At 63.9% G+C, this 14,227-nt stretch carries 13 protein-coding genes; 3 read left to right on the plus strand and 10 right to left on the minus strand.

The window, feature by feature from the left end; translation table 11 throughout:
* Positions 1-50: 50 nt before the first annotated feature.
* The 6 genes from ACOY6C_RS03725 to ACOY6C_RS03750 all read right to left on the minus strand — a co-directional run bounded on the left by ACOY6C_RS03725 (position 51) and on the right by ACOY6C_RS03750 (position 5,743).
* Entirely contained in the window at positions 51-1,781 is a 1,731-nt protein-coding gene (locus tag ACOY6C_RS03725; RefSeq protein WP_420904130.1) for a sensor domain-containing protein, read from the minus strand.
* Between the two features lie 244 nt (positions 1,782-2,025).
* Positions 2,026-2,505: a hypothetical protein gene (locus tag ACOY6C_RS03730; protein ID WP_420904131.1), complete on the minus strand. Its 480-nt coding sequence runs from the start codon at positions 2,503-2,505 to the stop codon at positions 2,026-2,028.
* Positions 2,506-2,539: 34 nt separating this feature from the next.
* Positions 2,540-3,190, minus strand: a complete 651-nt coding sequence (locus tag ACOY6C_RS03735) for an NUDIX hydrolase (protein ID WP_420904132.1) — start codon at positions 3,188-3,190, stop codon at positions 2,540-2,542.
* The gene (locus ACOY6C_RS03740) at positions 3,187-3,696 is read right to left on the minus strand and encodes a DUF4381 domain-containing protein (RefSeq protein WP_420904133.1); all 510 of its coding nucleotides are present in this window, start codon (positions 3,694-3,696) and stop codon (positions 3,187-3,189) included. Before ACOY6C_RS03740 ends, ACOY6C_RS03735 begins: the two co-directional genes overlap by 4 nt.
* Positions 3,693-4,703: a DUF58 domain-containing protein gene (locus ACOY6C_RS03745; protein ID WP_420904134.1), complete on the minus strand. Its 1,011-nt coding sequence runs from the start codon at positions 4,701-4,703 to the stop codon at positions 3,693-3,695. Before ACOY6C_RS03745 ends, ACOY6C_RS03740 begins: the two co-directional genes overlap by 4 nt.
* A complete protein-coding gene (locus ACOY6C_RS03750) occupies positions 4,700-5,743 on the minus strand; it encodes an AAA family ATPase (RefSeq protein WP_420904135.1) in 1,044 nt (347 codons plus the stop codon). The genes ACOY6C_RS03745 and ACOY6C_RS03750 overlap by 4 nt, the downstream gene beginning before the upstream one ends.
* Positions 5,744-5,947: 204 nt before the next feature.
* On the opposite strand from ACOY6C_RS03750, the gene ACOY6C_RS03755 reads away from it, so the two are divergent.
* Positions 5,948-6,784, plus strand: a complete 837-nt coding sequence (locus ACOY6C_RS03755; RefSeq protein ID WP_420904136.1) for a hypothetical protein — start codon at positions 5,948-5,950, stop codon at positions 6,782-6,784.
* A 144-nt stretch (positions 6,785-6,928) separates the two neighbouring features.
* Here ACOY6C_RS03755 and ACOY6C_RS03760 read toward each other — a convergent pair whose 3' ends face one another.
* From ACOY6C_RS03760 to ACOY6C_RS03770, 3 genes are all read right to left on the minus strand, one after another.
* Entirely contained in the window at positions 6,929-8,563 is a 1,635-nt protein-coding gene (locus ACOY6C_RS03760) for a dipeptidyl-peptidase 3 family protein (protein WP_420904137.1), read from the minus strand.
* Between the two features lie 38 nt (positions 8,564-8,601).
* Complete coding sequence (locus ACOY6C_RS03765; protein WP_420904138.1) at positions 8,602-9,330, minus strand: adenosylcobinamide-GDP ribazoletransferase; 729 nt, start codon at positions 9,328-9,330, stop codon at positions 8,602-8,604.
* 71 nt (positions 9,331-9,401) lie between these two features.
* Positions 9,402-10,622, minus strand: a complete 1,221-nt coding sequence (locus tag ACOY6C_RS03770) for an aldo/keto reductase (protein WP_420904139.1) — start codon at positions 10,620-10,622, stop codon at positions 9,402-9,404.
* Positions 10,623-10,823: 201 nt separating this feature from the next.
* On the opposite strand from ACOY6C_RS03770, the gene ACOY6C_RS03775 reads away from it, so the two are divergent.
* Together ACOY6C_RS03775 and ACOY6C_RS03780 are read left to right on the plus strand one after the other, a co-directional pair.
* Entirely contained in the window at positions 10,824-11,750 is a 927-nt protein-coding gene (locus ACOY6C_RS03775) for a response regulator (protein ID WP_420904140.1), read from the plus strand.
* Positions 11,751-11,983: 233 nt separating this feature from the next.
* The gene (locus ACOY6C_RS03780) at positions 11,984-12,490 is read left to right on the plus strand and encodes a hypothetical protein (RefSeq protein ID WP_420904141.1); all 507 of its coding nucleotides are present in this window, start codon (positions 11,984-11,986) and stop codon (positions 12,488-12,490) included.
* A 354-nt stretch (positions 12,491-12,844) separates the two neighbouring features.
* Here the strand turns inward: ACOY6C_RS03780 and mtaB are convergent, their stop codons facing one another.
* On the minus strand, positions 12,845-14,206 hold the full coding sequence (gene mtaB, locus ACOY6C_RS03785) for a tRNA (N(6)-L-threonylcarbamoyladenosine(37)-C(2))-methylthiotransferase MtaB (RefSeq protein WP_420904142.1): 1,362 nt from the start codon (positions 14,204-14,206) through the stop codon (positions 12,845-12,847).
* Between the last annotated feature and the right edge of the window lie 21 nt (positions 14,207-14,227).

The raw sequence follows: 14,227 nt of genomic DNA on the forward strand, positions 1-14,227 counted from the left end.
ATGGCGGGCGGCTGGCAAGGCGGATCAGGGCGTGAACCGTCGATGAAGGGTCAGTTCAACGGATAAACCGTGCCGAGCAGGGCGGTGAAGATCTCTGCCGGGACCGGCTTGTGGAACAGATATCCCTGCCCCATGTCACAGCCGCGCGAGCGCAGGAAGTCGGCCTGTTGGAGCGATTCGATCCCTTCGCCGATCACCTTGCGGTTCAGGGCCTTGGCCAGGGAGAGGATCGCCTGGACCAGAATCCCGGATTCGGAGTCGGCGGTGATGTCCGGGATGAAGGTGCGGTCGATCTTGATGCCGTTGACCGGCAGCCGTTTGAGCACGCTCAACGACGAATAGCCGGTGCCGAAGTCGTCGAGCCAGAGGTTGACCCCCAGGCGGCTCAGGTGTTGCAGCATGTTCATGGCCTTGGACTCATCCTCGGAGAGGATGTTTTCGGTGATCTCCAGGATCAGGGCCGAGGGGGGCAGACCGGTGATTTGCAGGATCTCGGGGATGCGGTCGTCGGTGGAGAGTTCCCGGCAGCGGGTGCAGGAGATGTTGACCGAGATGATGAAATCCGCGCTGTCCGGACGCTGGCGCCAGGCCTGGGCCTGGGCGCAGGCGGTCTGGATGGTCCAGGCGGTGATCCGGGCGATCAGGCCGGTCTCCTCGGCCAATCGCACGAAGGTGCCCGGCGAGACGCTGCCGCGGGTGGGATGCTCCCAGCGCAGAAAACTCTCCGCGCCCACCAGGCGTCCGGTCGCCAGATCGACGATCGGTTGGTAGTGGATCACCAGTTCGTTTCGTTCCAGGGCGTGGTGGAGGTCTTTTTCCAGGGCGACCCGCTCCTCGGCCTCGGCGTGCATGTCCGGGGTGTAGAAGCGATAGGCGTTGCGGCCATCGCTTTTGGCGCGGTACATGGCGGTATCGGCGTTCTTGAGCAGACTGTCCAGGTCATTGGCGTCGTCCGGATAGACGGTCACCCCCACCGAGCCGGAGATGAAGGCCTCCTGTCCCATCAGGGAGTAGGGGAGAACGAGCCGGGAGAGGATCTCCGCGGCCACCCGTTCGGCATAGGGACCGCGCGCCATGTCCGGCAGGATCACGGTGAATTCGTCGCCCCCGAGGCGGGCCACGGTATCGGACTTGCGCACGCACGCGAGCAGACGCTTGGAGGTTTCGCGCAACAGTTCGTCGCCGGCGGCATGGCCCAGGGTGTCGTTGACCCACTTGAAACGGTCCAGATCGATGAACATCAGCGCCACGCGGCTGTTGGCGCGTCGGGCACGGATCAGTTCGCGATGCAGACGGTCGAGGAACAGCGAACGGTTCGGCAGCCCGGTCAGGGTGTCGTAGTTGGCCTGACGCCGCATCTCCTCTTCGCCGCGCTTGAGTTGGGTGATGTCGCGCAGGGTGGTGACCAGCACCGGTTCGTCGTGGAACAGACTCCAGCCGGTGGCGGTGTCGATGGTGGCGGCGCGGTCGTCGTGCCGCGTCAGTTCCAGCTCGGCGCTCCAGAATTGCGGGGTCATGCTGGGCTGATCGGCGATGGTTTGCAGCAGCCGTTTCCAGGCGTCGTTGTTGAAAAAGGTCAGAATCGAGGCGCCGGTCAGCTCTTCGGAACGTTTCAGGCTCAGGATTTGCGCCGCGACGCGGTTGGCCAGCAGGATCACGCCATCGCGATGGACAAGCACCCCTTCCGGGAGATTTTCGAGCAGTCTCCGGCAATCTTCGATGGTGGCCGCTCCCGAGGGATCCTCGAGCAGAGGATGATCTGAAGTCTCTGAGATCGTCATGGGTGCACCGGAAAAGTGTGACGCGCGAGGTTCGTGCGCGGACAGGCCGGGCGAACAGGGCCGTGCGACCTGGGAATGCGCATCGAGAATGGTGATGAATACGGGATTTGGCGCATAAAGTCAAGAAGGGTACTCGGTCGCCAGCACACTACACGCATGAATGACCGCAGATGCCGTGCGTCGGGGGCGGGCGCGGTGGGGCTGGTTGTTGCACGGTGCGATGCGGGTGGTGCGCGGCGGCAGGTCATGAGCCGGCGCGATGGCTGGCCAGCAGGCGACTCCAACGATCGGTCTCCACGCTGACCTTCTCTTCCACCTGATCGATGTAGAGGCGGGTCCGTTCCGATTCGTCGGCTTCGGCTTGCCAATCGAATGAATAACCGTTCCCCTCGATCAACCGGGCCAGCTCCAGAAGGGCGACGAGCATGTTTTCCTTCATCTGCCCGGCCTCCCGCTCGTAGATGTGACGCAACCAGTCGTCCGCCTCCTCGTGCGCCAGCCGCTCCCAGATCCAGGTGACCGGCGCGTCGTAGAGGGTGCCTTCCCACTGTTTGTCGTGACTCTCCAGATCGATGAACGCCTCTTCCGGCTTGCCGATGATCAGGGAGATGTCGGCCTCCGGATCCTCGGTGCTCAGGTGAATTTCGCCGAAGGCAAAGGGGTTTTCATCCTTGTGACGCATGAACCACTGGCCGAGTGCCCGGCACAGTTCCTCGATTTTCATGAGATACTCTCCTGATTGGTTTGGATGCAGGCGATTACCGCAACAGATGGTAATAGCGCTGCATGAAGATACGTGCTCCATCGGCGTATTTCCAGGGCGAGGCCAACAGATCGTCCATCAGATCAGCGCGGGTGATCAGGTCGTGGTTGATCGCCTCGCCGTCGGCGAACACGAAGGCCCCGTCGTACACCCCGATGTAGACGCAGACGTTGTGTCGTTTCACCCACGGTTCCCCCTCCCGCGACCGGCAGAAGGAGCCCTGCCAGGGGTCGTGATCCACCATCCGGATGATTGCCCGGGTGGTTGGATCGTGATCTTCGGCTTGCAGCAGGCGATGATAATGCAGCGCATCGTCGGCGATCGCCACGTTTTCGATGCCCACCTCCTCGCCCATTTCCTTGATGGCATTGGCATCGAAGGCGGCGCGACCGAGCGAGCGATCCTCGGTAACCACATGGCCGCCGACCGCTTTGTCCCACATGAAGGGGTTTTCCGGGCGGTTGCCGCGTTGCACCATGCGGATCTGCCCGTTGCTGGTCAACAGGATGATGTGGACCACCGGCACCGCCAGATGGGCATCCCCATGGGCGCGGGCGTGGGCGCGGATTTCGGCCAGCAGGGCAACCCGCTCCTCGGTCTTGACGAACCGGCCATGCCGGTCCGTGGCATGCAGCCATTCGCTCATTTCATGTTCTCCATTCTTGGTGTCTTTCTGGAAGGCGGAACCGGTGGAAGCGCCAGGATCCACCCTTGACAGGCGCTCAACAACGCCTCGGGATCGAAGATCGGGTCGGGCTCGAACGGCGCGTTGATCAGGGGCGCTCCCCCGGCATTGGAAAAAGAGAAGTGGGGCGTGGTGCGCTCCAGAAGCTCCAGCCAGGCCGGTCCGGTGAGGCTTGCGACCTGGTGGGGCGGATGGAGGCGCAGGCAGACGCGACGCAGCAGTGCGGAGAGGTCGGCGGCCAGCAGAGCCGGATCGGCATGCCGGGCGTGTCGAGCGCGGATCCGGGCGATCTCCGCCAGGGCCGCGTCACGGATGCGAAAGCGTGCCCGCCACATCCGCCAGGCCTGGATGGCGATCCCGATCCCCAGCAGCGTCCCGGCCAGCAACCACCATCCCAGGGCCGGCGGCCACCAGGAGATCGGTTCCGGGAGGTGGATGTCGCGTAGCGGCAGGGGGGTGGCGTTCATGCCGCCCTTCCGTGGAGGCGCGCCATCAACCCGGAGGTGGCCTCCTCTTCGGTGGAAACGGAGAGGAATCCGGCGCCGATGCGTTGGCAGAGGTCACGCAGGCCGTCGTGGCGGGCGGCGAAGCGGGCCGCGTGGGCCTGGCGGATTTCCGGATCATCGACCATGAGAAAACGCTGGCTGGCGTGGCCTGGCGCGGCGATCGGATAGCGACCGCCGGCGGGGGGAAGGGTCCGCTCCAGGGGGGCGTGGGGAAAGAAGAGGGTCACGTCGTGACGTCGGGCCAGTTGCGCGAGCCGGGCGTGATCCGAATCGCGCAGACCGCGAAAATCGCTGCACAACAGCACCAGACTCCCCGGCAACGCCACCCGCTCCAGCCGTGCCAGGGGCAAGGCCAGGGCGCTGGTGTCGGGCGGGGGGGTGGTTTCCGGTTGGCCGAAGCGGTGCGGTGCGTTCGTGTCGCAGGGGGTGGTTTCCGGTTGGCCGAAGCGGTGCGGTGCGTTCGTGTCGCAGGGGGTGGTTTCCGGTTGGCCGAAGCGGTGCAGGGCACGGATCAGCCCGATCACCGCCCGGTCGCCGCGCGCGGGACGCAGCTCGGCGTGGTTTTGTTCGGAGAAGAGCAGGGCGCCGATCCGATCGCCGCGGCCCACGGCGCTCCAGGCGGCATACGTGGCGGCGCGCGCGGCCTGAACGATCTTTTCGCGTCCGCGCGTGGCGTGGAACATCGGTCGGCGACAGTCGATCCAGAGCAGCAGCGCCCGTTCGCGCTCCTCGCGAAAGAGTTTGACATGCGGTTTGCCGGTACGCGCCGTGACCCGCCACTCCATGTGACGCACCTCGTCACCGGCCTGATAAAGGCGGGTTTCGGCGAACTCCATGCCGCGTCCCTTGAACGGGGCGCGATGCTCCCCCGTGGCGGATGCAGCGTGCCGTCGGGCGGCGGACGGGACAGCGTGGGCGGCGTGGCGCAGGGCGAGGAGTTCGTCGATGTCGATGACCGGTGGCGTCATGGCACGGGCACCCGGTCGAGAAGCATGCCGATCAGACGATCCGGAGTGGCGCCGCGCGCCTCGGCCTCGAAGGTCAGTCCGATCCGGTGGCGCAGGATCTCCGGGGCCAGCGCACGCACATCCTCGGGAATCACGAACGTCCGGCCAGCCAGCCAGGCATGGGCGCGCGCGCAGCGATCCAGGGCGATCGTCGCCCGAGGACTGGCCCCGTAGTGGATCCAGCCGGTCCAGGCGGGGTCGTATCGCTCCGGTTGGCGCGTCGCCAACACCAGGTGCAGCAGATACGCCTCCACCGCCTCGGCCATGTGCATCCCGAGCACCTCGCGCCGCGCGGTCAGGATGGTTCCGGCGGGGATTTTGACCGTGGAACTCCCGAAGGGGGATCCATGGGCGGGAGACGCGGGCGGTTCGCCCTCGGCAGGCGCGTTCGTCCGTGCCGGTCCGTCCTGGTTCTGCCGTTGTTCCTGGAGCGACTCGGCGCGCACCAGGCGGAGGATATCCCGTTCGGTCTCTGGGGTGGGATATCCAAGGCGCACCAGCATCAGAAAACGGTCCAGTTGCGCCTCGGGCAGGGGATGGGTTCCCTCGTGTTCGATGGGGTTCTGGGTGGCCATCACCAGAAAAAGTTCCGGCAGGAGATGGCTTTTCGGTCCCACGGTGATCTGCCGTTCGCCCATGGCTTCGAGCAGCGCGGATTGTACCTTGGCCGGCGCGCGGTTGATCTCGTCGGCCAGGATCAGGTTGTGGAACAGCGGACCGGGTTGGAACTGGAAGCTCCCCTCCTGGGGTCGAAAGATCTCGGTGCCGGTCAAATCGGCGGGCAGCAGATCCGGGGTGAACTGGATGCGTTGGAACGCCCCTTCCAGATGTTCGGCCAGGCATTTGATCGCCCGTGTCTTGGCCAGTCCTGGCGCGCCCTCGACCAACAGATGGCCATCGGCCAGCAGCGCGATCAACATCCGGTTGACCAGGGTCTCCTGACCGAGAATCTTGCGGCTGACGGACTCTTCGAGCTGCTTGAAAACGGCTTGGGTGGACATGGCGGCCCGCACGACGGCAACAGGGGGTGGATTGGATGCAGCATGAACGAAACTCAGGCTCCCTTATATACGACTCTTTGCGTGGCCGAGGCAATTGTTTTCAACGCTCTCTTCCGGGTGGCGCTCTTGTTTTGCATGAATAGGATCGTTAAAATGCATGAATGTTTGCAACGATCTTCGGGTGATCACGGGAGAGGCGACGCCATGATGAGAATCGCTGGATTGCTGCTGGTGGCCGCGATGTTTGTTCTTGCCAGTCCGGGGCATGCCCTGGGGCGGCAGAGCCTGGACGAGGTGGAGGCGGTCAACACGCGCAAGCTGGGGGTCGAATGGGTGGTGGTGCGACCCGGTGACCAGGAGAGCTCCGGCTTCGCTCTTTCCAAGGATGGTCAACTGTCGCGCGCGGGCCAGCCGTTCACGCCGAAAGTGGAGGTCACCGACGAACAGGGAGCCACCCGTTCGGATGTAGACGAGGTGCGTATCGCGCCGCCGAGTCCCTCGGGACGGTGGTCCTTCATGACCGCCTGCGAACCGGTGACCTCCGGCGAGCCGTTGTGCTGGTTTCAGTATCTGCTCGATCTCGACAAAAAGCGGCTCTTTGATCTGGCCTGGGCCAAATATCCGCAACCGGTGCCGCTTTACTGGCACGCCGGCGAGCGATACGTGGTGATTCCGACCAGCGGCGAGGGGGAGTTGTGGCTGGTGGCGGTGGATATCGAGAAGCACACTGCCGTGGATATCCATTTTGAGTTGCTGGTGCTTGAGGCGGCCCGCTCTGCGGGGTGTCGTGGCGAGGAGATCCCTTTTGCGCTCGATCTGGAGAGTCTGGCCTGGAGTTCGGACGGCCAGGTTGACGTGGTGGTCTATTTCGACTGTTCCCAAGAAGGGAAGCCCCGGCGTCTGATCGCCAGGCTCGATCCGGCCACGGGCAAACTCAAGATCGTGGCGGATCGGGTCGGCAAGATCGGGGTGGCAACCGGGGATGAGACGGCGTGCGCCGCGTCCTTTTTCGCAAAGAACGCCAAAAAGGGCGGATCGTGAACAACGCGCGAAAGTCAACGTCACAACGTCAAAAACCAAGCCTCAGGGCTTCGCCACGCACCCCACCAGGGGCCATGGGCCCTTGGACCCCGCCCGTTTCTCCAGCGTTCTGTCGCTCCCGCCTCTCCCAGGGAGCCCCCTGTTTCACAACGCGGACTTGAACACCACGTCGATCGGGATCGAGGCGGCCTCGACACGCTGCAAATCGGCGATCAACGTGGCCGACAAGGTGCCGTGGCGCTTCTCGAGCGTGCGCACCCCCTCCAGATCGCCATCCCCCTGCAAACGCAGAATCAATCCGGCCAACTCGCGGGAGGCGGCGCGCATCCGTTCGGTATCGACCCGATACCGCCCTTCGTCGCTGCGCGTGAAGGCGCCATGCTCGGCCAGAAAGTTGAAACGAATCAGATTGGCCCGGGCATGGGCGCTGGCCGGTCCGAAACGGATCGACCGGAACAGCGAGGCGAATTCGGTCACGCAACGGGTTCCAACGGACACCGCGTTGTCATCCTCCCGACCCGACTCGGCCCGCGCCAGCTCCGCATCCAGATCCCCGAGCCACAACGCCAAGGCGTCGGCCTTGCCCTCCTCCATCATCCAGGCATCCTCGCGCAGGGCGTCGTTGACCGTCTCCCCACTGCCGTTCACCAGCTTTTTCACCCCCAGTCCATGGGCGATTTCGTGGAACAAGGTGTTGGCGAACAGGGCCTCGAAGGTCACCTGGGGAAGATGTTCGGGTTCCAGGAGGATCCTGGCCATGGGCAGAAGGATCTTGTCGAACTTGGCCTGCATGGCATTGCGCAACTGAAGGCGGCGTGACCCCTTCTCCAGCTGGACCTGCTCGTCGTTGGGGAGATTGAGGGCTATGGGGCGGGTGGCGGCGGCATCGCCGGTCATCATGAGCGCGTCGTAAACCCCAAGATCCGACTCGGCGCCCGGTTTTTCGGCCCGATAGGGATCAGGGACCGGCAAACGGGTCTGATAGAGCGGCAACCGCTTGTTTTGTTTGTCCAGACGCCGGGCGGCCTGCTCGTCGCGGATCAGGATCAACGCTTCGTGGGCGGTCTTGAGCCCCATCAGGCCATCCTCGTAGGTCTCGATGGGACCGATGATGATGTCCAGACGGTTCTCTTTCATCGCCATCCAGGCCATGTCGCTCTCGCGGTAGCGATCGGTCAGCAGAGCCTCGGCACGGGCGTTGAGATAGCGCTTCTGCGTTTCGTCGGTGGTCAGGTCGGCGGCCTGGCGCAACCGGTCGGCGGCCAGGGCGTGGAATCCGTCGAACGCCTGATGGTAGGGCACGGCCACCAGTTGGCCATCGGCTCGAGCGCGCACCAGGGCAAACGGATCCTTCAACTCCGGTTGCTCCCTGGCGGCTGTCTCGAACGCCTCGCGGGTCAGATTGGGGGGATAGAAACGCGCGCCATCGGGTTTCGGGGCGATGCCGGGAATCAGGGGGCGATGGTTCTCCATGCGGTCCCACGGGCCGTAGTGGATCGTCAGCAGTTCGCGCAGCGTGGCGTTCCACGGCACGGCCAAGAGCGACTCCGGATCCCCGACCGACTGACGCCAGAAAACCGCGTCCATGGCGCGCGCCGCATCGGCCAGAAGCGGGAGCATCTTCTTTTCGGTCTCGTCGAGCGCGGAGAGATCGACCGGCAACGGAACCGTGACGTAACGCCGCAGGTTGGTCTCCGCGTCGGTAAATTCGGCGTGCGCCGGACAGGTTCCGCCGATCAGCCACAGGCCGATCAGGCCGGTCAAAACCATCGCGCGCATCCTGACAACTCCCTTCCAGGACCGTTCTTGAATCGTCATCACCACACCCAGGCCAGCATCACCGAGGTTTCCACCAGTTCGCAGGTCGCACCGGACAGATCGCCGGTCACCCCGCCGAAACGACGCATCCAGGCCCGTCGCACGGTCAACCACACCGCGCCGGCCACCAACACCACCCAACCCGACCCGAACCCTCCCGCCCCGAGCAGTATCCCGACGGCGAGCACGAAGGCCCACCCGCGCGGCATCTCCCTGGCGGCGGTCTCGCCCATGCCGCCGGCGCGGACATACGGGGTGGTGGCGAACAGCAGCACGATCCCCAGGCGTCCCAGGGTCGGGGCGATCAGCCAGATGGCCGGATCTCCGGATGCGATCGCCACCCGCGCCAGATTCCACTTGAGCAGCACGAGCAAGGTCACGGCCATGAGAGCTGCCGGTCCGCTGCGCGGATCGCGCATGATCTCCAGGCCGCGCGACGCATCCCCCAGACCGCCCACCCAGCCATCGGCGCTATCCGCCAACCCCTCCAGATGCAACCCGCCGGTCAACCACACCCAGACGATCCCCACGAGGGCGGCCTTTATCCCGGCATCGAGTCCGGTTGGCAACAGGATGACGAACAACGTCAACAGCGCCCCGATGAGCGCGCCCACCAGAGGATAGAAAAGAACCGAATGCCCGAGTTCACGCGGCGTGGCCAACGCTCCGCGCCAGGGGGCCGGGATGCGGGTCAGAAGCCCCAGGGCGATCAGGAAGGGACGCCACATGGTTGGGAACTCACGGCGTGGCGCGGGAAGGCGGCGTTTGACCGCGCCTGGCCACGCGCACGACCATGGTGTCAGGCCACGAACGACAGGCTTAAGGAACGATGGGCCGCCTCGAGCCTGGAGCGCACCGGCAGACGATGGGGACAGGCCCGTTCGCAGGCGGCATCCGTGCATCCGGCGCAGGCATCCACGTTTTTGTCGAGGGCGGCATAGGATTGCATGGCCCGTTTTTCATCGCCGTAATCTGCGAAATACATCTGATAGCGCAGGATCGAGGCCACATCCACACCCCGTTCGCAGGCCCCCAGACAATCCCCACAGCCGGTGCGACAGTATTCGGTGTCGTACAGGGCGGCATAGTGATCGAGCACCCGCTGGTCGGCGGCGGTCAGGGGTTGGCCCGAGGCGGGCAGATAGAGATCCAGATCCTGGGCCGACTGGATGGTGATCACCAGTCCGTTCACCTCCGGATGGGAGAGGGCCCATTTGAAGGCGGCCTGCTCGAACTGGCCGGCATCGAACTTCATGTTGCCATCCTTGGCCCCGGCCAGCACCTTCATGGCCACCACCCCGACGCCGCGGCTCTTGGCCTCCTTGAGCACTTCGGGCACCTTGGGGAACTTCATGAAGTTGAAGGCGGGCATGATATAGTCGAAGTGACCGGAACGGACCGCTTCGGTCATCAGGGCTTCCATGTGGTTCGGACCGTGGGAGGAGGCGGCCAGGAAGCGGATTTTCCCGGCTTTTTTCAGATCCTCGGTGGCGGCGAGCATTTCCGGATCGAGCAGGCGGGCTTTTTCCTTTTCGAAATCCGGGGTCTCGCCGAGGGCATGCACGAAGACCGAATCCAGATGATCGGTCTTGAGTCGCTTGAGACTGTTCTCCACGGCGGCGATGTATTCGGCCTTGGTGGTGCCGACCTGGAGATGGCTTTTGCCGGCGGTGTAGGCCATGGGTTGGCAGTATTTGGAGGCGATGTGAATCTTGTCGCGCCCCTTGGCCTTGGCCAGCGCCTCGCCGATGTAATCCTCGCTCTGGCCGTAGTCCGGGGCGGTGTCGAAGTAGTTCATGCCGCGATCGATGGCGCGCAACACCAGGGCGCTCGATGTGAGTCGTCCCGCGCCAAAGGAGATGTCGCTCATGCGGATGCCGGTTTTGCCCAATTCGCCGTAACGCTTGACGCGCGCCTTCTCCTTGCCGGGCTCCCCTTCACCGGTCGCGGCCAGGGCCGCGCCCGAAAGGCCGCTGGCCGTCAGCAACGCGGCGGACTGCATGAATGCCCTGCGTTTCATCGCGATTCTCCTCCTCAAAGATTCAGCCGCATGGTCCATCCCATACCTTATATCGCACAGTTTCCACCATTCATGGTGAGTTTGTCCACAACGGATTCATGCTCCTGGCAATATCCTCCGGGATGTGGTATAAGGTTGCCAGATTTGCGATATTCGTCTGGAACTCTTTAAGCCCCAAGCTCAGGCATGGCAGGAACCCGCATGTCCGTTCAACCGACCATCCTCGTGGTGGATGATGATTTCATCAATCGCCAGATCCTCGTTTCCAATCTTCAGGATGCGGGCTACGATACCCTGACCGCCACCGACGGCGTGGATGCCTGGAACAAGCTGCGGCAGCAACCCGAACGCTTCTCCGCGATCCTTCTGGACCGCATCATGCCCAACATGGATGGCATGGAGGTGTTGAAACGGATCATGGAGCACCCCACCTTGCAGGGGGTTCCGGTGATCATGCAGACCTCGATGTCCACGGAGGATGACATCTTCGCCGGCACCCAGGCCGGTGCGTTCTACTATCTGACCAAACCGTTCGACCGTCGCACGCTGATTTCGATCATGCACGCGGCGGTGGCCGATTTCGTGCGTCATCAGGCGTTGCGCGTGGCGGTGCGTCAAACGCAAGGTGTTCTGGGGATGATCTGGGAGGGGGAGTTCCATTTTCGCACCCTGAACGAAGCCAAGGATCTGGCCGCCGCGCTGGCCAACATCTGTCTGGATCCCAATCAGGTGGTGATGGGGTTGTCGGAACTTCTGATCAATGCCGTGGAACACGGCAACCTCGGGATCACCTACGAGGACAAGTCCCGCGCCATGACCACCCTGGACGGGTGGGATCTGTTGATCGAGGAGCGTCTGGAGTTGCCGGAGAACGCTCCCAAATTCGTGCGGGTGCGCATCGAAAGGAACCCGGAGGAGATTCGTTTCCGCATCATCGACCAGGGACACGGCTTTGACTGGCAGGATTATCTCACCCTGAAGCCGGAACGGGCCTTTGACAACCATGGTCGCGGCATTGCCATGGCGATGATGTTCAGTTTTCACGCTGTGGAGTTCAAGGGGTGCGGCAACGAGGTGATCGGCGTGGTCCGCCTGGGCGGTGAGAAGTTGCCGTTCGATTTCTCCTGACCCCTGTCCAGTCAACCCGGTCTCCCGCCCGCGCGACTGGTTTTTCCGCCTTCCCGTCTGATCTGGATCGCTCTGGGCGCCATTTGCGCTCCCCGGAGAACGCCTTCCGAAGACCTTCCCGCGCGCGTCATACGTATCTTCCTGACCAAGAATCGCTCATGTGTTCGACTCCTGCGGACGAAAAGGCTACATGCACCCGATGTTCCCAACCGTGCCGAGGAGCCTTGAAAACCATGAAGAGAGACGATGATCTGGATGCCTGGATCCCGCTTGAGGATTACATCATCGGCGGGGTGCGACAGACGAGGAACCGCGAGGTCCATGAACTGGACAAGAATCCAGCCGAAATCCCGGAGCGGTGGGTGGCCCTGGAGGATCACGCACTGAATGGGGTGCGCAAGGTGCGCGAGGTGGCCAACGACGAGGCTTACATCGACCGGTTGAAACCCGCGCCGCCGTCGCCGGACGTGCCCCGCGAAGCCTATTGGACCATTTTCGACGCGCTGCACGAGGTGTGGTCCATGCCGGGCTCGAAAAGCGCGGTCTTCATGCGGTTGAGCGTGATGACCCTGGCGGATCGGGCCGATCGGGCCTCGGGTCGCATCTCCGAGACGGAATTCTTGCGCCGTCAGGCGGTCATTGAGGATATCCGCCTGCAATACGCCGCCCGCGCCGAGGAGGTGAACAACTGGTTTCTGGAAAACCGCTTCCGGCTGTTCGAGACCCTGCCGAATGCGTGAGTATGCAACCTGCCAAGGGAGCGATCGACTTTCATGCAGGGTTCCAGGTTGATGGTCTCGGGTTCGCCTTCTGTCCGTCCTCCCCTCACGACAAGCGAGGGGAGGACGCGCAAACAGCTTTCGACATCGACCATGATTGTTGAGCATGGTGCATGTCGATACCGAAAGCCCATTCCAGGCACCATGCGTCTGACGATCGTTTCTGGCCTGGTATTCTTGGAACGAACCAAACCCATGCGCACGCTTCTTTAAGCCTTGGGGTCAGGGTATCCACAAGCCTGTTCAACCCTTCATTAATCCACACATCCTGTGGATAACCCTGTTGATAACCGGTGGACGAAGCCTTGAAACCGGCTACGCCGTCACCCGACCGATCAGGCATCCGCTTCCTTCATCCACCCCTTCGACCAGCACGGGCAGCAGAGAAGCGCGCCAGGCCTCCTGTGCATCTGGCACCCGCATGGATAAAAACCCCCCGCTTTTGCCGGTGGCGGTTCCGTTCTCCAGATTTTCGACCAGCATCACCTCGCGGGCATCGATCCGACCGTGGAGGAGTTGGGTCAGCCGCGCTTCGCCGGCCTGGCGCAGCCGTTTGGCGCGGGACTGGATCTGCTCGCCGGGTACCAGCAGCGCGGCGGGGAGGGCGGCTGCCGGGGTGTCCGGGCGGGACGAGTAGGGGAAGACGTGCAACAGGGTCAGATCGGCCTCATGTACCAGGGCCAGCGTCTGTTCGAACGCCTCCTCCGATTCGCCGGGAAAGCCGACGATGAAGTCCGCGCCCAGAACCAGGTCGGGTCGGGCGACGCGCACCCTGGCGATGCGGGCCAAAACCTCGTCGCGTCCGCGTCCGCGTCCCATGCGCCGGCGGATCTGATCGTCCCCGGACTGGATCGACAGGTGCAGATGGCCGCACAACCGCATCTCGCGCGCCAGCAGGTCACACAGACCGGCATCGATGTCCAACGGATCGATGGAGGAGATGCGCAGCCGCCAGGCGCCGGGATCACCGGGGCGCGACGCACGGGACTTCCCCGATCTCGCCTCGTCCGGCAGGTCGGCCAGCAGCAGGCCGGCCAGCTCCGCCAAAGTGGGGCGTCCTTCCAGATCGCGGCCATAGGCGCCGAGATTCACGCCGGTCAACACCAGCTCCCGATAGCCGGAGGCCAGGAAGCGTCGCGCCTGCTCGAGTACCTGGCGTGGCGCGATCGAGCGGCTCGGGCCGCGCAGTCGCGGGATCACGCAGTAGGCGCAGGCGCGATCGCATCCATCCTGCACCTGCAAAAAAGCCCTGGCCCGCTCGCCGAACCGTTCCACCGTCTCCCGTTCCGGCACGCGGGTCAGCTCGGCCACATCGCCAACCTGGATCTTTTCTTGCGGTTCCGCTGGCCCGGAGCGGTCGAAAATCTCCCAGAAGCGCTCCTTCTCCCCATTGCCGAGCACCAGATCCACTCCGTCCAGTTCCGCCACCCGCTCCGGGGCGTTCTGGGCATAGCAGCCGGTCACCACGATGCGCGCCCCCGGATGGTCGCGATGGGCCCGCCGGATCAGCTGTCGCGCCTGCCGGTCGCTCTCCGCGGTGACCGAACAGGTGTTGATCACCACCAGTTCGGCCCGTTCCCCCGCGCACGCCGGACGAAATCCCCGCGCGGTTCCACCCTGTTCCAACAGGGCGCTTTCGAACTGATTCACCCGGCATCCCATGGTCAACACCGTCATCGGTCGTCCTGGCCCCGGTTC

This window comes from Candidatus Magnetaquiglobus chichijimensis (genome assembly GCF_045865675.1).
In the GTDB taxonomy this organism is placed as follows: Bacteria; Pseudomonadota; Magnetococcia; order Magnetococcales; family Magnetaquicoccaceae; genus Magnetaquiglobus; species Magnetaquiglobus chichijimensis.

Coding starts and splice junctions, on each gene's coding strand:
- ACOY6C_RS03740 (WP_420904133.1), bottom strand. CDS start 3,696: ATGAACGCCACCCCCCTGCCGCTACGCGACATCCACCTCCCGGAACCG.
- ACOY6C_RS03760 (WP_420904137.1), bottom strand. CDS start 8,563: ATGCGCGCGATGGTTTTGACCGGCCTGATCGGCCTGTGGCTGATCGGC.
- ACOY6C_RS03775 (WP_420904140.1), top strand. CDS start 10,824: ATGTCCGTTCAACCGACCATCCTCGTGGTGGATGATGATTTCATCAAT.
- ACOY6C_RS03745 (WP_420904134.1), bottom strand. CDS start 4,703: ATGACGCCACCGGTCATCGACATCGACGAACTCCTCGCCCTGCGCCAC.
- ACOY6C_RS03750 (WP_420904135.1), bottom strand. CDS start 5,743: ATGTCCACCCAAGCCGTTTTCAAGCAGCTCGAAGAGTCCGTCAGCCGC.
- ACOY6C_RS03730 (WP_420904131.1), bottom strand. CDS start 2,505: ATGAAAATCGAGGAACTGTGCCGGGCACTCGGCCAGTGGTTCATGCGT.
- ACOY6C_RS03780 (WP_420904141.1), top strand. CDS start 11,984: ATGAAGAGAGACGATGATCTGGATGCCTGGATCCCGCTTGAGGATTAC.
- ACOY6C_RS03735 (WP_420904132.1), bottom strand. CDS start 3,190: ATGAGCGAATGGCTGCATGCCACGGACCGGCATGGCCGGTTCGTCAAG.
- mtaB (WP_420904142.1), bottom strand. CDS start 14,206: ATGACGGTGTTGACCATGGGATGCCGGGTGAATCAGTTCGAAAGCGCC.
- ACOY6C_RS03725 (WP_420904130.1), bottom strand. CDS start 1,781: ATGACGATCTCAGAGACTTCAGATCATCCTCTGCTCGAGGATCCCTCG.
- ACOY6C_RS03770 (WP_420904139.1), bottom strand. CDS start 10,622: ATGAAACGCAGGGCATTCATGCAGTCCGCCGCGTTGCTGACGGCCAGC.
- ACOY6C_RS03765 (WP_420904138.1), bottom strand. CDS start 9,330: ATGTGGCGTCCCTTCCTGATCGCCCTGGGGCTTCTGACCCGCATCCCG.
- ACOY6C_RS03755 (WP_420904136.1), top strand. CDS start 5,948: ATGATGAGAATCGCTGGATTGCTGCTGGTGGCCGCGATGTTTGTTCTT.